This window comes from Pseudoflavonifractor phocaeensis, assembly GCF_021531815.1.
Taxonomy (GTDB): Bacteria; Bacillota; Clostridia; order Oscillospirales; family Oscillospiraceae; genus Lawsonibacter; species Lawsonibacter phocaeensis_A.
This window is the reverse complement of record NZ_JADYUM010000001.1, coordinates 230,275-250,817: the sequence shown is the minus strand read 5'-3', so window position 1 is coordinate 250,817 and position 20,543 is coordinate 230,275. Positions and strand designations below refer to the sequence as shown.

The window sequence follows — 20,543 nt, the reverse complement described above, 5'->3', positions numbered from 1 at the left end:
ACTGGGGGCTGCGGCTTGTTTTTCCTCCTGTTCATGGTATAATATCCAGAAGACAGCTCTGATGCGCCGGCCCGGAACAGCACTCATCCCGGACCGGCGGGATAGACTGGAGCCTTTTTCCACCTGCGACAGACGGACAGCGTCCGGTACCAACCACAACATCTGGAAGATACATGGAGGTTTTTATGTCTGAAAACAACTCCCATCGGAACGGAAGCTTTACTTCCTCCCTCGGCTTTGTGATCGCCTGCGTGGGTTCGGCGGTGGGCCTGGGCAACATCTGGCTGTTCCCCTACCGCCTGGGCCAGTATGGCGGAGCGGCCTTTCTGATCCCGTACCTGTTTTTTGTGTTCCTGTTTGGCTGGGTGGGCCTGTCCGCCGAGTTCGGTATGGGGCGTCTGGCGGGAACGGGCACCATCGGGGCCTATGAGTACTGTTTCGCCGCCCGGGGGAAGAAAAAGCTGGGCGGCATCCTGAGCTGGATCCCTCTGCTGGGCTCCCTGGGCATCGCCATCGGCTACGCCGTCATTCTGGGCTGGGTACTGAACAGCCTGATGGGCTCCCTCTCAGGGACCCTGATGACGGCGGAACCCGCCCAGTTTTTCCAGGCCGCCGCGGTGGAGTTCGGCAACCCCCTGTGGCACACCGTAGTGGTGGCCGTGGTATGTCTGGTGTTGATGTTCGGCGTCACCTCCGGCATTGAAAAGGTGAGTAAGGTCCTGATGCCCCTGTTTTACGTGCTGTTTCTGGCGCTGGCGGTATGGGTGGCCTTCCTACCCGGAGCGGGAGCGGGCTACCGGTTCCTGTTTGTCCCCGACTGGTCCAAGCTGCTGGAGGTGGACACCTGGGTCATGGCCATGGGTCAGGCCTTCTTCACCCTGTCCATCACCGGCTCCGGGATGATCGTCTACGGCGCCTATCTGGACAAAAAGGAGGACATCCCCAAGGCCTCCATCCGCACTGCGGTGTTTGACACCATGGCGGCCCTGTTGGCCGGTCTGGCCATTATGCCCGCTGTCTTTGCCTACGGGCTGGACGCGGCCCGTGGGCCTTCCCTCATGTTTATTACCCTGCCCACGGTCTTTCAGCAGATGCCCATGGGACGGCTGTTTTCCGTGTTTTTCTTCGTTTCCGTCCTCTTTGCTGGCATCACCTCTCTCATTAACATGTTTGAGGCGGTCATTGAGAGCTGGCAGAGCCACTTCAAACTGGGACGCCGGACCTCCGTGCTGATCTGTTCCGCCCTCACCCTGGGCGTGGGCATCTTCATGGAGGGAGAGGCCCAGGTGGGGCCCTGGATGGACTTTATTACCATTGTGGTGGTGCCCATCGGCGCGGTACTGGGCGCTGTGGCCGCCTACTATGTGTTGGGCTGGCCCAAGCTCCGGGCGGAGCTGCAGACGGGCCGGGAAAAGCCCATGAGCGCGCTGTTCGGCACCGTAGGGCGGTACCTCTATGTGCCCTTGACCATTCTGGTGGTGGTCTTGGGCTTTGTGTATAAAGGAATCGGCTGACCGATCCGGTCCAATGGGGGCCCGGAAGCTGGGACGAAGGCGGTTTTACGGTATGCAAAAACAACATAAGATTGATATGTGCAGCGGCTCCCTGTGGGACAAGATCCTGCTGTTTGCCCTGCCGCTGATGCTCTCCAGCATGCTCCAGCTGCTGTTCAACGCGGCGGACGTGGTGGTGGTAGGCCGTTTCGCGGGCAAGGAGGCCCTGGCGGCGGTGGGGTCCAATACCTCTCTGATCAGTTTGATGATCAACCTGTTTGTGGGCCTGTCCGTGGGTACTAATGTGGTGGTGGCCCGGGATCTGGGGGCCGGCCGGAAGGACAATGTGAGCCGCAGCGTCCACACCTCCGTCACGCTGGCCCTGGTCAGCGGCGTGGTGATGATGCTCTTTGGCGTGGTGATGGTACGCCACATTCTGGAGTGGATGGCCTCGCCCACCGACGTCATCGATCTGGCCACTGTGTATCTGCGGATCTATTTCTTCGGGATGCCGGCCAATATTTTCTATAACTTCGGCGCGGCCATTCTCCGGGCCCAGGGGGATACCCGCCGGCCCTTGTACTACCTCACGGCCGCAGGAGTCATCAACGTGGCCTTGAACCTGCTGTTTGTCATCGTGCTGAGACTGGATGTGGCCGGTGTGGCTCTGGCCACCATCATCTCCCAGTATGTCTCCGCCCTGTTGGTGCTGCGGTGTCTGATGGGGGAGCAGGGGCCTTTGCACCTGGACCTGAAAAAGCTGCGGCTGGAGTGGCCGGTGGTCCGGCGCATTCTGGAGGTGGGCCTGCCCGCCGGGTTCCAGGGCGTGCTGTTCGCCATGTCCAATGTGGTCATCCAGTCCTCACTGAACTCCTTCAACGATCCTGTGATCGTGGCGGGTTCTGCCGCCTCCGCCAATATCGAGAACTTCGTATATGCCGCCATGAGCGCCTTTTATCAGGCGGCCATTACCTTTGTGGGCCAGAATTACGGCGCGGGCAAGGTCGGCCGGGTGGACCGGGTGGCGCTGGAGTGCACCGGTTATGTGGCGGTCACCGGCCTGGTGCTGGGCAACCTGGTCTACTGCTTCGGTACGCAGCTGGCCGGGATCTACGCGCCGGGGGAGCCGGACGTGGTGGCCCAGGCGATCATCCGCATGGGCTTCATCGCCTGCCCTTACTTCATCTGCGGCATGATGGACACCATCGTGGGCGTCCTGCGGGGGATCGGCTATTCGGTGATCCCCATGGTGGTCGCCCTGGTGGGGGCATGCGGCCTACGGCTGGCGTGGGTGGCCACGGTGTTCCCCCTATACCGCAGCCCCTCCACCCTCTATTTCTCTTACCCCGTGACTTGGTCCATCACCGGAGGCGTTCTGATCGTCTTTTTCCTGTGCATCCGAAAGCGGGCCTATGCCAAGGTTCAGGGAACCGGGGAAGCGCCCTACCTGGCAATGGAAGGGACCCATCCCACCGACGAGAAGAAAGCCGGGGCCCGCTGAGGGACGCTCCGAAAAACTGTCGTACAGCCGCCGCTCCGTTGGGAGCGGCGGCTGTTTTCTGCCCCTGCCGGAAAACAAAGGATGATATGCCGGCCCGGCGCATATCCTGTGTGGGAGGCGAGGGGTATGCTGGGGCAGTTGATCTATGGACGGGGAGGAGGAAAGCGGGCGGAGTGGGGAGACTTATACGGCCTGCGGGTCCTGCGCTGCGCCGCCGACCCGGAAGGCTGGCTGGGGGAGCGGCGGCTGCGGAAGGCAGGAAAGGCTCTGTACAGGGGAGGAGCCCTGCGGACTCTGGTACCGGATGGCTTTTCCCATTGGGACCTGATGGGTGCCTGTGGGTTGACCCCTGTGGACCCTGGCCCCTTTCTCCGGTCCCAGTCCGTCCCACTGGCGCTGGAGGCGCTGGAACGGCAGGGAGAGGCGCCGGACCGGGCTGTGGTGGCCCTGCGGGGGCTGCGGGCGGACCGGGAGATGGCACGGGCCGCCGCCGCCCTGTGTCCCAGGGTGCGCCATCTCATCATCTCCGCTCCCCGGGGCGGGCAGGAGCTGGCCCGCTGGCTGCGGTGGGAGTTTGGAATCCCCATCCTGCCCGAGGGCGGGGAGGCCCAGGTATCCCTGTGCTTCCAGCCGGTGGACAGCGGCACTGGCACGCGGCTGGAACTGTATGGCGGCCGGCCCGATTTGGGCGGATTGGCCCTGACAGCTCCGGCATTGGCGGAGCCGGACCGGGGGGATCTGTCTTTGATGACCGCCCTGTGGGAGGGGGGCTTTTTGGGACCGGACGGGGTAAAAATTACTTGACAGAGCCAGCCGAAAACTCTATAATGACACATACTGTATCAGTATGCCCAATTCTTTATTATAAGGTATCGCCCGGGACACCCGGGCCTTGAAAGGTGTGCGAGGTATCATGGCAAAAGAATACAAATTGAGTCCTCAGCGTCTCAAGGAGCTCCAGGACGAGATGAACTACCTGAAGACCGTCCGGGAAAAGGAAGTGGCGGAGCTCATCAAAGAGGCCCGCTCCTTCGGCGACCTGTCTGAGAACAGCGAGTACGATGAGGCGAAAAATGAGCAGGGCAAGCTGTACTCCCGTATGGCCGAGCTGGAGGAGATCCTCTCCAACTATGTGGTCATCGAGGAGGAGGAGGCCGGCGGCGACTATATCCGCCTGGGCTCCACCGTCACCGTTCTGGACAAGGAGTTTGACGAGGAGGAGACCTACAAGATCGTAGGCTCCCAGGAGGCTGACCCCATGAACGGCGCCATCTCCGAGGATTCCCCCTTCGGCAAGGCCCTGCTGGGCCACAACGCCGGGGAGGATGTCACTGTGGATGCCCCTGCGGGCCCCGTGGCCTATAAGATCCTGAAGGTGGAGCGCTGATTTTGACAGAATACGGCCCTGTGGCCGGAGAAGATAGGAGTGGTCTACATGGCCGAGAAGAATAACCAGGGCGCCGCCCCGGAGCAGCAGAACCTGTCCCAGCTGCTCCAGATTCGCCGGGACAAGCTGAAGGAGCTGCAGGAGAGCGGCAACGATCCCTTCCAAATCACCAAGTATGTGGTGGACAACGACTCCGCCAATATCAAGGACAACTTTGACGCCCTGGAGGGCAAGGAGGTGTCCATCGCCGGCCGTCTCATGTCCAAGCGGGGCATGGGCAAGGTGTCCTTCTGCGACCTGCAGGACAAGTCCGGCCGCATCCAGCTCTACGCCCGGAAGGACGAGATGGACGAGGCGGAGTACGCCCGCTTCAAGAAGTACGACATCGGCGACATCGTGGGCGTCAAGGGCGTGGTGTTCCGCACCCAGCGGGGGGAGATGTCCGTCCGGGTGGTCACCTGTGTCCTGCTGTCCAAGTCCCTGCTGCCCCTGCCTGAGAAGTTCCACGGCCTGACCAACCAGGAGCTGCGCTACCGCCAGCGGTATGTGGACCTGATCGTCAACCCCGAGGTGAAGCGCAACTTCATCATCCGCTCCCAGTTCATCAAGCATGTCCGGGAGTTTATGGATGGACGGGGCTTCATGGAGGTGGAGACTCCCGTTCTGAATACCATCTCCGGCGGCGCCACCGCCCGGCCCTTCATCACCCACCACAACACCCTGGACATCGATATGTATATGCGTATCGCCACCGAGCTGCCGCTGAAGCGGCTCATCGTGGGCGGTATGGACCGGGTGTATGAGATCGGTCGTATCTTCCGCAACGAGGGCATGGACCCCAAGCACAACCCCGAGTTCACCACCATTGAGCTGTACCAGGCTTACGCCGACTTCAACGACATGATGGACCTGTTTGAGGATCTGCTGTCCTCCGCCGCTCAGAAGATTCTGGGCACCTACCAGGTCCAGTGGCAGGGCCAGGACATCGACCTGACCCCCGGCTGGCCCCGGATGACCATGGCCGAGGCCGTCAAGAAGTATGTGGGCATCGACTTTATGGCCATCAACTCCGACGAGGAGGCCGTGGCCGCCGCCGCCGCTGTGGGGGTAGAGCTGCCCGAGACCGCCGACAAGACCTGGGGCAACGCCCTTTACGAGTGCTTCGACCAGCGGGTGGAGGAGCAGCTGATCCAGCCCACCTTCATCACTATGCACCCTGTGGATGTATCCCCCCTGGCCAAGCGGTCCCCCAAGGATCCCCGGCTCACCGAGCGGTTCGAGCTGTTCATCTGCCACAGCGAGATGGGCAACGCCTTCTCCGAGCTGAACGACCCCATCGACCAGCGCCAGCGCTTCCAGAAGCAGGTGGAGCTGCGGGACAAGGGCGATGACGAGGCCGGCATGATGGACGAGGACTTCCTCACCGCCCTGGAGTACGGCATGCCCCCCACGGGCGGCCTGGGCATCGGCATCGACCGCTGCGTCATGCTGCTGACCAATTCCGACTCCATCCGGGAAGTCATTTTGTTCCCCACCATGAAGCCTTTGGACTGACAAGAAACGGCATACCGACGAGGGTAGACCCATCGGTATGCCTTTCTGCACGTTGAGGGGACCGTTGAAGTTTTCCGGAACGGAGGGGAAAGGAGACTGTTTTGAAGGCACCTGTTCTGCGCGGTGGGAAGGGCCTGAACCCCACCCGGCTCATCGCCCTGGGCTTTGGACTGATCATCCTTTTGGGGACGCTGCTGCTCCATCTGCCCGCGGCGGCCCGGAGCGGGGAGTGGACCTCCTGGCTCACCTGCCTCTTTACCGCTACTTCGGCCACCTGCGTCACCGGGTTGGCAAAGGTGGATACCTTTCTGCACTGGTCCTGGTTCGGCCAGCTGGTGATCCTGGTGCTCCTGCAGTTGGGAGGACTGGGCTTTGTCACCCTGCTCACGCTGGTCTCTCTGGCCCTGCGCCGGCGGATCGGCCTGTCCCAGCGGCTGATGATGGCCTCCGCCCTGAATCTGACCAACACCGCGGGGGTGGTCCGGGTGGTACGCCATGCCCTGATGGGCACCTTCCTGTTGGAGACGGGGGGAGCGGTGCTGCTGTCCACCCGGTTCATCCCCCGGTTCGGCCCGGTCCAGGGGCTATGGTTCTCTGTGTTCCACAGTGTTTCCGCCTTCTGTAATGGCGGCTTCGACCTGATGGGGGCCTACACCGGGTCCTTTTCCAGTCTGGCCGGATTCCAGGAGGACCCGGTGGTGCTGGGGACCATCATGGCATTGATCATCATCGGCGGCATCGGATTTGTGGTTTGGGAAGATTGGCTGGCCCACCGCAGCTGGAAGGGACTGTCCCTGTACTCCAAGCTGGTTTTTGCCATTACCGGGGCCATGATCCTGTCCGGATGGGCCTTCACCCTGTGGATGGAGTGGGACAATCCCGCTACCCTGGGGCTGATGGCGCCCTGGGAGAAGGGACTCAACGCCCTGTTTCAGTCAGTGACCCTGCGCACCGCCGGCTTTGCCACGCTGGACCAGGGCGGACTGCGGGACAGTACCGCGGTCTTTTCCATCTTGTTCATGCTGGTGGGCGGCTCCTCGGGGTCCACCGCGGGCGGAATCAAGACGGTGACCGCCGGAGTGCTGCTGCTGGCCCTGTGGGAGAGCCTGCGGGGCAGGGAGCAGGTGGTGTTCCGGGGCAGGACCATCCCGGCCCGGCGGGTACTGGACGCCATGACGCTGACTATGGCGGTGACAATCCTGCTTTTGACAGGCTCCATGGCCCTGTCCCTGCTGGACGGCCTGCCCTTTTTGACGGCGGCCTATGAGGTGGGCTCCGCTCTGGGTACCGTGGGCCTGTCCATGGGGGCTACGCCGGGGTTGAGTCCGGCCAGTTCCCTGCTGATCATTCTTTTCATGTATCTGGGCCGGGTGGGGATCCTCACCTTCTCCATCGCCTTTTTGACCCGACGCGCGGAGAGCCGGCTGCGCTACCCTGCAGTGGATATTATGATCGGCTGAACCGGCTGCCCGGAAAGGAGTGTCTTGATGAAAAGTTTTCTGGTCATTGGACTGGGGCGGTTTGGAAGTGCCCTGGCCCAGGAGCTGTGTGCCCAGGGCAACGAGGTGATGGCACTGGACCTGCGGGAGGACCGGGTCCAGGCAGCCGCCGACCTGGTGACCCGGGCCGCCGCCGGAGACGCCCGGGACCCGGAGGTCCTGCGGACGCTGGGTGCCCGGAACTTTGACTGCGCCGTGGTGGCCTTCTCCGCCGATGTGGGGGACAGCGCCCTCATCACTCTGAATTTGAAGGAGATCGGGGTGCCCAAGGTGGTGTGCAAGGCCAGCAGCGCGGTCCACCGGAAGGTGCTGGAAAAGATCGGCGCGGACCAGGTGGTCTTCCCGGAACAGGAGATGGCCCTGCGTCTGGCCCGCAACCTGTCCAATGTGGATATTCTGAACTTTATCGAGCTGTCGGCGGACTACTCCGTAGTGGAGCGCCGCTGTCCCCGCCAGTGGTTTGACAAGACCATCCGGGAGCTGGACATCCGGGCCCGGTACCACCTGAACGTGATCGCGGTCCGTCAGGAGGCGGGGGATATGCTCATCGCCCCGGGAGGAGATTACAGCCTGCACACCGGCGACTGCCTGGTGGTGCTGGGGACCAACCGGGATATTGAAAGGGTGGAGAAGCTGTGACCTCAGAGCGTATCACCAGCCGGAAGAACCCCTTGATGACCCAGATCCGAAAGCTGGCCTCCAGCCGCTCCGTCCGCCGGGAGCAGGGACTGTTTCTGGGCGACGGCGTCAAGCTGCTGGAGGAGGCCCTGCGCTGGGAAGCCCCGCTGACCACGGTGGTGGTGACGGAGGGGACGGCCTTGCCCCCTATGCCGGAGAGCATCCGTCTGGTGGAGGTGCCCGGTGACGTGATGGCCTCCATCTCCCCGATGGAGAGCCCCCAGGGCGCCCTGTTCCTGTGCCGGATGCCCGATATAGCGCCTCCGGACCGGTGGGAGGGGAAGCGCTGCCTGGTGCTGGACGGCCTCCAGGACCCGGGCAACGTGGGTACCATCTGGCGCACCGCCGACGCCTTGGGGGCGGACGGCCTGATGCTGGTCAACGGCTGCGCCGACCCCTGGAACCCCAAAACGGTCCGGGCCACCATGGGAGCCTGCTTCCGCCTGCCGGTGTACGAAACCACGGTTTCCGTCTTGCCTCAACTCCTGGAGAAGGCGGGACTGCCGCTCTATGCCACCGCTCTGCGGGAGGATACAGTAGACATAAAAACGGCGGACCTGAGCCGGTCCGCCGTGGTGATCGGGAGCGAGGGAAAGGGGATCTCCCGGAAGCTTCTGGAGCTGAGCCAAAAGACCTTGAAGATCCCCATGCGGGAGCGGTGTGAGTCGCTGAACGCCGCCGCCGCCGCGGCCATCGTCCTTTGGGAGATGGGCCGTTAAGCTCGGACGGCCGGGGAGGGCTTTTCTCCCGCCTTAGTGGTCTCGTAGGCCCAGGCCAGCAGGAACAGGGAGAGGACCAGCATGGCCAGGAACAGCCGGTATACCGGGACATAGCTGCCGGAGGCGTCAGCCAGCATGCCCGGGACAGGTCCCACCAGAAGGATGCCCAGGGCATAGACGGTCTGGACCCATTTCAGCCCCCGGGCGTAGTCCCGGTCCCCCCACAGGTCCTTGGCCCAGACGGGGGGCGAGACGGCGCTGACGGGCAGGCCCAGTCCGGCCAGGACCATGGCGGCGAAGGCCAGCGGCACGCTGCCAGTGTCGGCCATGCAGCACAGCAGATAACCGGTGAAGACCAGGAGATAGAGCAGATAGTTGGAGCGGCGTCCCCCCAGGTGGTCCACCACCTGGCCGTAGAGGATCTTGCCCACCATGAGGCACAGGCCCATGCAGGAGATCAGCTGGGCCACCACCCCGGAGGGATAACCCGCGGCGGTGTAGAGCACGCCGAAATTGGTGATGCCCAGGCTGGTGGAGGCGCCCACCAGAAAGGCGGTGGCCAGGACCAGACCGCGGTGGAGCCCGGTAGCTTTGGCAGGCGCGGGATGGGGCAGAGGGGAAACTCCTTTTTCCCCGCCAGAGCGGTAGGGAACCAGCCCTTTCTGGGCAGGGCAATCCCGGACCAGTAGGCAGAATGCCAGAGCGTCCAGCAGCACGAAGGCCCCTTCGCACCAGAATCCGGCCCGTAGCCCCCAAGTTTGGATCAGGCGGTTCAGGGGGATGGGGACCAGAATGGTGGCCAGTCCGGTGCCGGCGGCGATGATGCCCAGGGCCAGGGTCTGGCGGCTTTGAAACCAGCGGTCCACCAGCAGGGAGGCGGGGATCATGCCGCCCCAGCTGTAAGCCAGGCCGATCAGGGCGGAGGCGGCGCAGTACAGAGGAAACTGCCGGACCGCGCCGAACAAAAAGCTGGACAGGGCCAACAGGAGCAGCGCGCAGACTCCGGTCCGGCGCAGGCCCAAACGGCCGATCAGCTGGTTTGCGGTGAGCATTCCCAGCAGGATGAAGAAGCTGCGGACGGTGACGATCCAGGAGCCCTGGGTGTTGGTGAGCTGTCCGTATTCCAGAAGATAGGGCTGGAACACGGAGAACACATTGGCGCCCAGGCCGACGGTGGCAAAGAGCAGGATGGTCCCGCCGGCACAGACCAGCCAGGCGTAGTGCGGACGCTTCATAGAGACGCCTCCCTTTCTATAACACATAACACAATAGCGTGGAACGGGAGTTTTGTAAAGGAGAAATTTTCGGAGAGGAGGGGAAGCGGTGTCGGCCTTAAAGTATTGGATCTGGCTGGCCAGCCGGAAGGGACTGGGTCCGGCGGGGGCCTTGACGGTGCTGGACTACTTTGTTACGCCGGAGCGGGCCTACTATGCCGGCCAAGAGGAGTATGAACCTCTGCCCCTCTGGCCCTCCCAGCGCCGGGCCCTGGCGGACAAGAGCCTGGACCAGGCGGAGAAAATTTTGGGGGACTGTGAGCGGCTGGGCCTGCGGATCATGACCTTTCAGGACGCTGATTATCCCCAGCGGCTGCGGGCGCTGGCCGATCCGCCCATGGTGCTGTATCTCCGGGGCAGGACCTTCCACTTTGATGAGGAAGCGGCCATCGGCGTGGTGGGCGCCCGGGAGCCCACGCCTTACGGGAAAAAGTGGGCGGAGCGGTTTGGGCTGGAGCTGGCCTCCGGGGGAGCTTTGGTGGTGTCCGGTGTGGCCCAAGGGCTGGACACCTGCGCCATTCGGGGCGCGCTGAAGGCGGGCGGTCCGGTGGTCTCCGTCCTGGCCGGCGGCGTGGATGTGCCCTACCCGAGGGAGAGCCGCTATCTCTACGAGGATGTGGCGGCGGCGGGGGCTCTGGTCACCGAGTATCCACCCGGCACCTTGAACCTCGGCAGCCACTATCTCCAGCGCAACCGCATCCTCACCGGCCTTTGCCTGGGCCTGCTGGCGGTGGAGTGCCGCCCCTTCGGCGGCACCATGGACTCGGCCAAGCACGCTTTGGATCAGGACCGGGACCTGTTCGCTGTCCCTGGAGCCTTGGACGCCCCTATGAGCGAGGGGACAAACCTGCTCATCCAGCGGGGCGCCAAGCTGGTCACCTGCGGCCGGGACATTTTGGAGGAATACTGGGACCGCTTTCCGGAAAAACTGAAACGTTCCGCCCCCCTGACGCCGGAGGCGGCCCGGGCGCGGCTGGAGGATCTGGACCGGCAGCGGGAGGAACGGCCGGCTCCCGGTTTGGAACAGAAGCAGGAGACGGCGCAGGCTGCCGGTCCCGCCCGGGAGCTTGTGCCGCGGGGGGAGCAAAAGGACCGGTTTACTGACGATGAGCTGGCCCTGCTGGCCGCTCTGGGCGCGGGGGAGCGCTCCGCCGACCAACTGGTGGACCTGACGCAGATCCCCGCCAAACGGGTGTTGTCCGCCCTGACTATGCTCCAGATCCAGGGAGCCGTGGAGGAGCGCCCGGGCCGGCGCTTTTCCGCTCTGGTGGAGCTGGAGGAGTGAACGGCGGGACCGGAAACGGAACAGTGCTTCTGGTCTTGCATGTTTAAAATTTGATTTTCGCGGCTGTGCCGCTTTTGATACTTGAAATCGGAGGTCATCGCAGAATGGCATCAAAAACTGATCTGGTGATCGTGGAGTCCCCGTCCAAAGCCAAAACCATCGGGAAGTACCTGGGACCGGGGTATGAGGTGAAAGCGTCCATGGGACACGTCCGAGACCTGCCCAAGAGCAAGATCGGCGTGGATATTGAACACGGGTTCGTCCCGGACTACCAGCCCATCAAGGGCAAGGAGGACGTGATCAGCGACCTGAAGAAGGCGGCCAAGAAAAGCGGAAAAGTCTATCTGGCCACCGACCCTGACCGGGAAGGAGAAGCCATTTCCTGGCATTTGAAGGAGCTGCTGAATATCCCGGATGATAAAACCTACCGGGTCACCTTCAACGAGATCACCAAAAATGTGGTCAACCAGTCCATTGCCGCCCCCCGGGCCATTGACCAGAACCTGGTGGACGCCCAGCAGGCCCGCCGCATCCTGGACCGGATCGTGGGCTACCAGCTGTCTCCCCTGCTGTGGCGGAAGATCCGCCGGGGCCTGTCCGCCGGACGGGTCCAGTCGGTGGCCACCCGCCTGGTGGTGGAGCGTGAGGAGGAGATCCGCGCCTTCCAGCCCCAGGAGTACTGGACCATCGAGGCGGACCTGGGCCGGGTAGCCCCCAACGCCGGGACCTTCAAGGCCCAGTTCTATGGCCGGGACAAGAAGATGGAGCTGTCCAGCGGGGCGGAGGCCGACGCGGTCATCGCCGCCGTGGAGAAGGGGATCTTCTCCGTCACCAAGGTGAAGCGGCAGGAGAAGAACCGCACCCCCGCGCCCCCCTTCACCACCTCCACCCTCCAGCAGGAGGCCAGCCGGAAGCTGAACATGACCCCCGCCCGCACCATGTCCATCGCCCAGCAGCTGTATGAGGGCGTGGACATCTCCGGCGAGGGCACCGTGGGTCTTATCACCTACATGCGTACCGACTCCCTGCGCCTGTCCGAGGAGGCGCTGGCCGCCGCCAAGGGCTTCATTGAGACGCGGTACGGCAAGGAATACTATCCCCCCCAGACCCGTCATTTCAAGACCAAGGGCAACGCCCAGGACGCCCACGAAGCCATCCGGCCTTCCGATGTGAATCTGGTTCCCGATGAGATCAAGAAAGACCTGACGGCCGAGCAGTACAAGCTGTATAAGCTGATCTGGAGCCGCTTCCTGTCCTGCCAGATGGCCAACGCTGTTTACGACAGCCTGTCCATTGAGGTGGAGAACAGCGGCTATACCTTCCGGGCCAGCCACTCCTCCCTGAAGTTCTCCGGCTTTACCGCCGTGTACGAGGAGGGAAAGGACGAGGAGGACGAGGAACGCCAGTCCCCCCTGCCTGACCTGAAGGAGGGGGAGCTCCTGGAACGCCGGGGCCTGAAAAAGGACCAGCACTTCACCCAGCCCCCCGCCCGGTACTCCGAGGCCAGCCTGATCCGTGCCCTGGAGGAGAAAGGCATCGGCCGTCCCTCCACTTACGCCCCCACCATCACCACCATCCTGAACCGGGAGTATGTGGTGAAGGAGGGCAAGGCCCTGCGTCCCACTCCCCTGGGGGAGGTGGTCACTAGCCTGATGAAGGATAAGTTCCAGGACATTGTGGACCCCACCTTCACCGCCCAGATGGAGGAACAGCTGGACCGGGTGGAGGAGGGAAGCGCCGACTGGAAAAAGGTGCTGTCCCAGTTTTACGGAGATTTTGACGCGGAGCTGAAAAAGGCGGAGCAGGAGCTGGACGGGGAGCGCATCAAGGTCCCCGACGAGGTGTCTGAGGAGGTCTGTCCCCAGTGCGGACGGAATCTGGTCATCAAGTCCGGCCGCTTCGGCCGGTTCCTGGCCTGCCCCGGCTGGCCCGAGTGCGACTTTACCATGCCGCTGGTGGTGGAGATGCCCGGCAAGTGCCCCAAGTGCGGCGGGCGGCTCCTGAAACGCACGGGCAAGAGCAAAAAGACGGGGAAGCAGTACACCTATTACTGCTGCGAGCGGCTGACCAGCAAGGACGAGAGCAAGAAGTGCGACTTCATGACCTGGGACGTGCCGGTGAAGGACAACTGTCCTGTCTGCGGCCAGACCATGTTTAAGAAAGCGGGCCGGGGGGCGAAGAAACCCTTCTGCATCAACGAGGCCTGCTCCAACTTCACCCCCGAGGAGAAGCGGGGAGGCTGGCAGAAGAAGCCTGCCGCTGCCGCCGGAGAGGTGGGAGAGGCGGCCCCGGCGGAGGAGAAGCCCGCCAAGAAAACGGCGGCGAAAAAACCCGCGGCGGAAAAGAAGACATCCGTGAAAAAGACAACGGCCGCGAAGAAATCCACAGCGGCCAAGAAAACTGCCGCCGCCCAAAAACCTGCGGCCAAAAGATCCACAGCCACCAAGAAAAAAGCAGAGGCGTAACGCCGCCCCTAGGGGCGGTTGTAAAGAGCCTTCCCTCAGGGGAGGGCTGAGATAGGAGGAACCCATGGAACCTGTGATTGTGATCGGTGCCGGTCTGGCGGGCAGTGAGGCCGCCTGGCAGCTGGCCCAGCGGGGCATCCCTGTGGAGCTGCGGGAGATGAAGCCCCAGAAAATGTCCCCCGCCCACCACAGCGAGTATTTTGGGGAGCTGGTGTGTTCCAACTCCCTGCGCTCCGACCAGTTGGAAAACGCGGTGGGCCTGCTGAAGGAGGAGTTGCGCCGCTGTAACTCCCTCATTATGGCCTGCGCCGACGCCCACCGGGTGGAGGCGGGGGGAGCTCTGGCGGTGGACCGCTACGCCTTTGCCGCCGCCATCACCGAAAAGATCCGCAGCCACCCCAACATCACCGTGGTGGAGGGGGAGGTCACCCAGATCCCTTCCGAGGGAAATGTGATCTTCGCCACCGGCCCCCTGACCTCCGAGGCCCTGTCGGAGGCCATTTCCGGCCTGTTTCCCGACAGCAGGTACCTGAACTTTTTTGACGCGGCAGCCCCCTTGGTCACCTTCGAGAGCATCGATATGGACAGCGCCTGGTTTGCCTCCCGGTATGACCGGGGTACCCCGGACTATATCAACTGCCCCTTGACCGAGGAGGAGTACCAGGCCTTCTGGGAGGCGCTGACCACCGCCCAGGAGGCGGAGGTCCACGGCTTTGAGGACGCCGGAGTCTTTGAGGGCTGTATGCCCGTGGAGGTCATGGCCCGCCGGGGCCGGGACACCCTGTGCTACGGCCCCCTGAAGCCGGTGGGCCTGAAGGACCCCAAGACGGGGAAGGAGCCCTTTGCCGTGGTGCAGCTCCGGAAGGACAACGCCCAGGGTTCCATCTACAACATCGTGGGCTTCCAGACCCACCTGCGCTGGCCTGAGCAGAAGCGGGTGTTCTCCATGATCCCCGCCCTGAAAAACGCCGAGTATGTGCGCTACGGGGTGATGCACCGGAACACCTTCCTGGATTCCCCCCGTCTGCTGGACCGCTACTACCGGGTCCGGGGACAGGAGCGTCTCATGTTCGCCGGGCAGATCACCGGTGTGGAGGGCTATGTGGAGTCCACCGCCTCGGGCTGCCTCACCGCCTTGGAACTGGCCCGCCGCCTGGAGGGGAAGCCCCCCATCGATTTCCCCCGGGAGACCGCCATGGGGGCCATGGCCCTTTACATCAGCGACCAAAGTGTGGTAAACTTTCAACCGATGAATGTGAATTTCGGCCTGATCCCCCAGTTGGGCTACCGGGTCAAGGGAAAGAGAAATAAGAACGCCGAGATCTCCAGGCGGGCCCTGGAGAAGCTTGCGGAATTGGATTTGACGTAACGTTTGGCGACGGGAACCGGAAGGAAGGATACTTATGAAGATCATCGTAGACGCCATGGGCGGTGACAACGCCCCCCAGGCCCCCGTGATGGGAGCCATCCAGGCCAACGCGGAGTATGGTGTTGACATCACCCTGGTGGGCCGCGGAGAGGAAATTTTGAAGGTGCTGGAGGATAACGGCATCAAGGATCTGCCCGCCGGCGTGGAGATCGCCCATGCCAGCGAGGTGGTGGAGATGTGCGACAATCCGGCCACCGCGTTCCGGGAGAAGAAGGACTCCTCGCTGACCATCGGCCTGAACCTGCTGAAAAGCGGAGCGGGAGACGCCTTTGTCTCCGCCGGTTCCACCGGCGCCCTGCTGTCCGGGGCGACGCTGGTGGTCAAGCGTATCCGGGGCATCCGCCGGGCGGCTCTGGCCCCGGTGGTGCCCACGGGCAACGGCGGCGCCGTCCTCATCGACTGCGGCGCCAACGCCGAGTGCCCTCCGGAGTACCTGCTTCAGTTCGCCTACATGGGGTCCTATTACGCTGAGCATGTCCTGGGCCGTCCGGAGCCCAAGGTGGGGCTGCTGAATATCGGCGTGGAACCCTCCAAGGGCACCAGCCTCCAGACCACTGTTTACCCCATGCTCAAGGCAGCGGGGGAGGCGGGCCGCATCAATTTTGTGGGCAATGTGGAGGCGCGGGAGGCTGTCGAGGGCGCGGTGGACGTGATCGTGTGCGACGGTTACTCCGGAAACATCTTCCTGAAAACCATGGAGGGCACCGGCCTCTACCTGGTCCGGGAGCTGAAGGGAATTTTCAAGAAGAATCTGATTACAAAGCTGGCCGCCGTGATGGTATCCGGCGGATTGAAGCGGCTGAAGAAACTGATGAGCTCCAGCGAGGTGGGAGGTACTGCCTTGGTGGGGATCTCCAAGCCTGTCATCAAGGCCCACGGTTCTTCTGACGCCTACGCCATCAAGAACGCCATCCGCCAGGCCCGCCAGTATGTGTCCTCCGGGATCATTGAAAGCATTGCGGAGAATGTTGACGTCATGCGGCTGGACGCCCCGTCAAAAACAGAGGGATAAAAATAACAGGGAGCGGTTTGCTCCCTGTTATTTTTTGTCAAAAGTGGCTGAGGGATGGTTCCTGAGGTATTTCCGCAGCAGGTCCATAAGCTGACTGCTTAGCCCCCAAAGGAGCTCCAGATCCTCATCGGACCATTCCTGAAGCCAGTGGCTCCCGTGCAGAAAACGGAGCAGGAAGTTGGCCTGGTAGGAGACAGGAGCGTCGGCAATCAGCACACAGGCGGGGATAGACAGGCGGGTGGAAATACATTCCAGTGTGTCCAGTGTAGGGCCGTGGCCCTGTTCGATCTCCTGCAGAGTGGATTTGGAGATGCCAAGTTCCTGTGCGAAGCTGGCTTGTGACAACCGGCGGCTCCGGCGCAGCAGGAGCAGGTTGCTGGACAGATTGTCAGATGCTCCCATGGATGCGTCCTCCTTTCTCTCACAGTATATCAGAAAGGCAGGTCGAAAACGGTCGAAAAAAGGGAGGCCGCGTCGAAAATTTTGGGGGGAGCGGACCTGTTGCGGAAAAGGAAATCCCGCCCGCGCCTTTGCGCGGACGGGATGTTGAGACAAATGGATGTTGATAGCTTAAGATTTCCAGAGGCCGTGCAGATTGCAGTACTCATAGACCGCCACCAACTCCTCGCCCTCTGCCAGAAGGAATTCGGCTTTGGGGGGCTGGCCGGGCTGCAGATAGCGGATCTGGCTGCCCAGGTTGGTCTCCAGTGCGATCCACTGGATGTAGTGTTCCGGCAGCATGGGATGCTCCACGGCGCCTACCTGAACATAGACCTTGCCGCCCTTGACTTCCACGGCGGGGACATGCTTTTCCAGCGCGGCGTCAGTGGTGCCGGGCACCAGCTCGGTCATCTTCTGCCCGCAGCACATGACCGGAACGCCGGCGGCGTGCAGGAAGGTGACGATGTTGCCGCAGTGGTCACAACGATAGAATTTCATAATGGTAACTCCTTCCATTATTAATTTTTTCTCCATTATAGTATAGGCTGTATCCCCTGTCAAGTATGCGCGGTGATAAAAGACGGGAAGAGGGGAGGAACCACAAATTTCTCCCATTTTTCCCCTTGCAAAGCGGCTGCGGTTATGGTATAGTATAAAAGCTGATTTCCCATGCAGGTGTAGTTCAATGGCAGAATGTCAGCTTCCCAAGCTGAACACGGGGGTTCGATTCCCCTCACCTGCTCCAAGTCGTCGCGGACTGCATATCGTTCGCGACGACTTTTTGTTTTAAAAAGGTCACCGCTCATTTATCCCGCCGTTGATCTGGAGGGCGGGGACCCGTGCCGCAGGCACAGAGAATAATTGGATTTGAGAGGGAAAAGATGACAAAGATACTTTTCATCTGCCACGGAAGGATTTACCGGGCATGATGAAAAGTCTCAAATCGTCTTATAAGTCCCGAAAATAAGCGTTTTTTGTGTTTCGCTCTCAATTTTACCAAAGATTTACCAATATTTCTGGAGAGTCAGACTTGCGAAAATAGGATACCAAAATGAGGAGAAAATCAAAATGAGCGATTTATTAACTTGTGAATTTAATATCGATACTGCCTGTGTGGAGCTTTGCTTCGCTGATGGCAGCATGATTTCTATAGACTGCACCGCCGTTGAGAACGAGGTCGCAGACAATATGTACCAGAGGTCAGAGCTTGACTATCTGATATACAATGACCCGGTAGCCTATGCGAATTTAATTCTCAATGGTGACCCGGAAACATACTTGAAAACCGTTACGGAATACAACCCTTTGGACTGATTACCAGAGATAAAGCAAGCCGTCTGTGCGGGCATGAGAAATGCTTGTACAGACGGCTTTTTAGGTGAGTATCTGTTTTCAAATGATAATTTTTATTGCTTGACCGATTCGGTTATTGGTGCTATACTCTAAATAACCGAATCGGTTATTATGTAAAAAGGAGAAAATGAATTGGACAAATTTTTGGCCCTGACCGAAGAAAAGAGAACGGCTATTCTCAATGCGGCGCTCCAGTGTTTCGGCAAGTTTGGTTATGAAAAAGCCTCAATCAATGATATTGCGGTAGCCGCACACATTTCCAAAGCGTCTGTGTTTCAGTATTTCGGCAGTAAAAAGCAGCTCTACATTTACCTACTGGAATACTGCAAGAAAATCATAGAGGGAATATTTGACAAGGAAGCCCTCAATTCCCAAACAGATTTGTTCGACAGAATCCTGGCATCCAGCCGCATGGAAATGGAGAGCTTCCAAAACCAGCCCTTTATTTTGCAGTTTATTACCAGCGTCTGGGAGGAAACCTCTCCGGAAGTAGCCGATGCGCTGGTGATTCTGACCGAGGAAGTCTGCAAATTCAGAAACGATATGGTTCTTCGGGAAGATGATGCGCTGAAGTTCAAAAACCCGGAGGATGCCCAGCCGGTCTTTCAAATGCTGCTTCTGATGGCTGAGGGCTATGCGGCCCGGTACCGTGGGGCGGCGGCCTTCGATTTTCAGGCTGTCATGGAGAATTTTGAGGAGAACATCGCAATTCTGCGGAAAAATTTTTATAAGGAGGAGTATCAAAAATGAGTGAGCAAGCAATCGTCTTAAACCAGCTGACCAAGCACTATGGAACCCATCGGGGGATCAACGACCTCAGTTTCTCGGTGAATGAGGGCGAGTTTTTCGGCTTCATTGGCCCCAACGGTGCAGGAAAATCCACCACCATCCGCACGCTGATGGGCCTGATCCATCCCAGCGGCGGCAACGCCTCTATTTTCGGCCTGGACTGTCAGACCAAGGCCAGTGTCATTGCCAGAGATGTGGGCTACCTTCCCAGCGAGAACAGCTATTATGAAAACATGAAGGTGCGGGACCTGCTGCAATACACCGCTGACCTGTACGGCATGGACTGCGAAACGAAAATGTATGAGCTTTCTGAGCGCCTTAATCTGGATCTGACCCGGAAAATCGCAGACCTGTCTCTGGGTAACAAGAAAAAGGTGGGGATTGTGTCTGCCATCATGACCTCGCCCAAGCTGCTGATTATGGACGAGCCCACCAGCGGCTTAGACCCGCTGATCCAGCAGGCCTTCTACGATATTCTGAAGGAGGAGAACAGCCGGGGAACCACCATTTTCTTCTCATCCCATGTCCTCAGCGAAGTACAGAAGCTGTGTGACCGGGTGGCAATCTTAAAAGAAGGCAAGCTCGTGGGCATTCAGTCCATCAAAGAGCTTCGGGAAAGCGGCTATAAAAAGGTCAGCCTCACCGCCAAAACAACCATTCCCCGTGACTTCTGGGGCTTGCCCGGCATTGCCAACTACACCGAGAGTCCTGACAAGACCTCTGTTTCCTTTATGTATAACGGCAATATCACAGCGATCATCGACAAGCTTCACCTGCTGCATTTGGACGATGTGCTTTTGGAAGAGCCCTCTTTGGAGGAAATCTTCATGCACTACTATGCGTAAGGAGGTGTCAGGCATGGTCATTTTGAAATATGAACTGAAAAGGCATCGAACCTATATCCTGGGCTGGGCTATCGCCTTGGCACTGTGTATTTTTTTGATGACGCCGACTTATTACAGCTTTCTGGATGCTGCCTCCGTGGAACTCTTTGAAACCATGGGCACCACGGACTTTTACAGGAGTGTCGGCGTATCGATGGAATACCTAACCTCTCCGCTGGGCATTTATGGGTTCCTGACCAGCTTTTTCATGATTGCCTCCGGCATTTTTGGGATGCACTTCGGCATTTCCATTCACACCAGAGAATGTACGGAAGGAACCTCGGAATATCTGTTTACAAAGCCCTTTCCCCGGAAAGCAATTTATTGGGCAAAGGCATTGACCGTGTTTGTCGGCGTGGCGATTGTGGGTACGGGGTATCTGCTGGCTTCCCTTTTCGCCATGGCAATATTCCGTTCCGGAACTCCTTGGGGAGAGTTTTTCCTGATTGCCCTGTCCCTGACCCTTGTTACGCTGTTCTTCGCTGCAATGGGCATGATGGTGGGAATTTTGTTTTCCCGCAACCGCAGTCCGCTGCTGACCGCCGGATTAGTCGTATTTGTGGAGTATTGTATTACCAGCTTCTCCAACATCGTCAGTAACCGAGCTATCAGCTTTCTGTCTCCCTACTCTTTCTTCGGAGCCGCTGATATCTCCAAAAACGGCTTCTATGACCTCCGGTATCTTGGGTGGTGCGTGCTGCTGTTTGCCTTGTTTTTGGTGCTTTCTTACGGTGTCTTTCTGAAAAAAGACATTCAGTTCCGCAGCTAAGGAGGTGTGAA

At 60.4% G+C, this 20,543-nt stretch carries 19 protein-coding genes and 1 tRNA gene; 17 read left to right on the top strand and 3 right to left on the bottom strand.

Translation table 11 applies throughout. The features are described from left to right. The first annotated feature begins 185 nt into the window (after window positions 1–185). The 8 genes from I6E42_RS01125 to I6E42_RS01090 all read left to right on the top strand — a co-directional run bounded on the left by I6E42_RS01125 (window position 186) and on the right by I6E42_RS01090 (window position 8,831). Complete coding sequence (locus tag I6E42_RS01125) at window positions 186–1,514, top strand: sodium-dependent transporter (RefSeq protein WP_235369944.1); 1,329 nt, start codon at window positions 186–188, stop codon at window positions 1,512–1,514. 52 nt (window positions 1,515–1,566) lie between these two features. After that, window positions 1,567–2,994: an MATE family efflux transporter gene (locus tag I6E42_RS01120; protein WP_235369942.1), complete on the top strand. Its 1,428-nt coding sequence runs from the start codon at window positions 1,567–1,569 to the stop codon at window positions 2,992–2,994. A gap of 126 nt (window positions 2,995–3,120) precedes the next feature. After that, window positions 3,121–3,798: a hypothetical protein gene (locus I6E42_RS01115; RefSeq protein ID WP_235369940.1), complete on the top strand. Its 678-nt coding sequence runs from the start codon at window positions 3,121–3,123 to the stop codon at window positions 3,796–3,798. A 109-nt stretch (window positions 3,799–3,907) separates the two neighbouring features. Next, window positions 3,908–4,381, top strand: coding sequence for a transcription elongation factor GreA (gene greA / locus I6E42_RS01110; protein ID WP_235369939.1), 474 nt, complete (start codon window positions 3,908–3,910; stop codon window positions 4,379–4,381). 48 nt (window positions 4,382–4,429) lie between these two features. Further along, window positions 4,430–5,935: a lysine--tRNA ligase gene (gene lysS, locus I6E42_RS01105; protein WP_235369938.1), complete on the top strand. Its 1,506-nt coding sequence runs from the start codon at window positions 4,430–4,432 to the stop codon at window positions 5,933–5,935. 101 nt (window positions 5,936–6,036) lie between these two features. Further along, window positions 6,037–7,395: a TrkH family potassium uptake protein gene (locus I6E42_RS01100; RefSeq protein ID WP_235369937.1), complete on the top strand. Its 1,359-nt coding sequence runs from the start codon at window positions 6,037–6,039 to the stop codon at window positions 7,393–7,395. Window positions 7,396–7,422: 27 nt separating this feature from the next. Beyond that, a complete protein-coding gene (locus I6E42_RS01095; protein WP_235369936.1) occupies window positions 7,423–8,073 on the top strand; it encodes a potassium channel family protein in 651 nt (216 codons plus the stop codon). Further along, complete coding sequence (locus tag I6E42_RS01090) at window positions 8,070–8,831, top strand: TrmH family RNA methyltransferase (RefSeq protein WP_235369934.1); 762 nt, start codon at window positions 8,070–8,072, stop codon at window positions 8,829–8,831. The genes I6E42_RS01095 and I6E42_RS01090 overlap by 4 nt, the downstream gene beginning before the upstream one ends. Here the strand turns inward: I6E42_RS01090 and I6E42_RS01085 are convergent. After that, entirely contained in the window at window positions 8,828–10,066 is a 1,239-nt protein-coding gene (locus tag I6E42_RS01085; RefSeq protein WP_235369933.1) for an MFS transporter, read from the bottom strand. The two genes, I6E42_RS01090 and I6E42_RS01085, sit on opposite strands and share 4 nt — an antisense overlap. An 88-nt stretch (window positions 10,067–10,154) precedes the next feature. Between I6E42_RS01085 and I6E42_RS01080 the strand changes: the two genes are divergently transcribed. The 4 genes from I6E42_RS01080 (at window position 10,155) to plsX (ending at window position 16,296) form a co-directional block, all read left to right on the top strand. Further along, window positions 10,155–11,390, top strand: a complete 1,236-nt coding sequence (locus I6E42_RS01080) for a DNA-processing protein DprA (RefSeq protein WP_235369930.1) — start codon at window positions 10,155–10,157, stop codon at window positions 11,388–11,390. A gap of 104 nt (window positions 11,391–11,494) precedes the next feature. Then, on the top strand, window positions 11,495–13,855 hold the full coding sequence (gene topA / locus I6E42_RS01075; protein ID WP_235369929.1) for a type I DNA topoisomerase: 2,361 nt from the start codon (window positions 11,495–11,497) through the stop codon (window positions 13,853–13,855). Between the two features lie 64 nt (window positions 13,856–13,919). Further along, window positions 13,920–15,224 (top strand): methylenetetrahydrofolate--tRNA-(uracil(54)-C(5))-methyltransferase (FADH(2)-oxidizing) TrmFO, encoded by a 1,305-nt coding sequence (trmFO, locus tag I6E42_RS01070; protein WP_235369928.1) that lies wholly within the window; start codon window positions 13,920–13,922, stop codon window positions 15,222–15,224. 34 nt (window positions 15,225–15,258) lie between these two features. Beyond that, window positions 15,259–16,296 (top strand): phosphate acyltransferase PlsX, encoded by a 1,038-nt coding sequence (gene plsX / locus I6E42_RS01065; protein ID WP_235369927.1) that lies wholly within the window; start codon window positions 15,259–15,261, stop codon window positions 16,294–16,296. Window positions 16,297–16,323: 27 nt separating this feature from the next. Here plsX and I6E42_RS01060 read toward each other — a convergent pair whose 3' ends face one another. Beyond that, complete coding sequence (locus I6E42_RS01060) at window positions 16,324–16,698, bottom strand: helix-turn-helix domain-containing protein (protein WP_235369926.1); 375 nt, start codon at window positions 16,696–16,698, stop codon at window positions 16,324–16,326. A gap of 168 nt (window positions 16,699–16,866) precedes the next feature. Continuing rightward, window positions 16,867–17,235 carry a desulfoferrodoxin family protein gene (locus I6E42_RS01055; RefSeq protein ID WP_235369925.1) on the bottom strand — a complete coding sequence of 123 codons (369 nt, stop codon included), beginning with the start codon at window positions 17,233–17,235 and terminating at the stop codon, window positions 16,867–16,869. A 173-nt stretch (window positions 17,236–17,408) separates the two neighbouring features. Between I6E42_RS01055 and I6E42_RS01050 the strand changes: the two genes are divergently transcribed. The 5 genes from I6E42_RS01050 (at window position 17,409) to I6E42_RS01030 (ending at window position 20,532) form a co-directional block, all read left to right on the top strand. Next, window positions 17,409–17,482: transfer RNA gene (locus I6E42_RS01050), tRNA-Gly, on the top strand. 323 nt (window positions 17,483–17,805) lie between these two features. Beyond that, complete coding sequence (locus I6E42_RS01045; protein ID WP_022030134.1) at window positions 17,806–18,051, top strand: DUF6061 family protein; 246 nt, start codon at window positions 17,806–17,808, stop codon at window positions 18,049–18,051. Window positions 18,052–18,222: 171 nt separating this feature from the next. Beyond that, entirely contained in the window at window positions 18,223–18,840 is a 618-nt protein-coding gene (locus I6E42_RS01040) for a TetR/AcrR family transcriptional regulator (RefSeq protein ID WP_235369924.1), read from the top strand. Beyond that, a complete protein-coding gene (locus I6E42_RS01035; protein ID WP_022030132.1) occupies window positions 18,837–19,724 on the top strand; it encodes an ABC transporter ATP-binding protein in 888 nt (295 codons plus the stop codon). The genes I6E42_RS01040 and I6E42_RS01035 overlap by 4 nt, the downstream gene beginning before the upstream one ends. Before the next feature lie 13 nt (window positions 19,725–19,737). Further along, window positions 19,738–20,532 carry an ABC transporter permease subunit gene (locus I6E42_RS01030; protein ID WP_235369923.1) on the top strand — a complete coding sequence of 265 codons (795 nt, stop codon included), beginning with the start codon at window positions 19,738–19,740 and terminating at the stop codon, window positions 20,530–20,532. Window positions 20,533–20,543 lie beyond the last annotated feature (11 nt).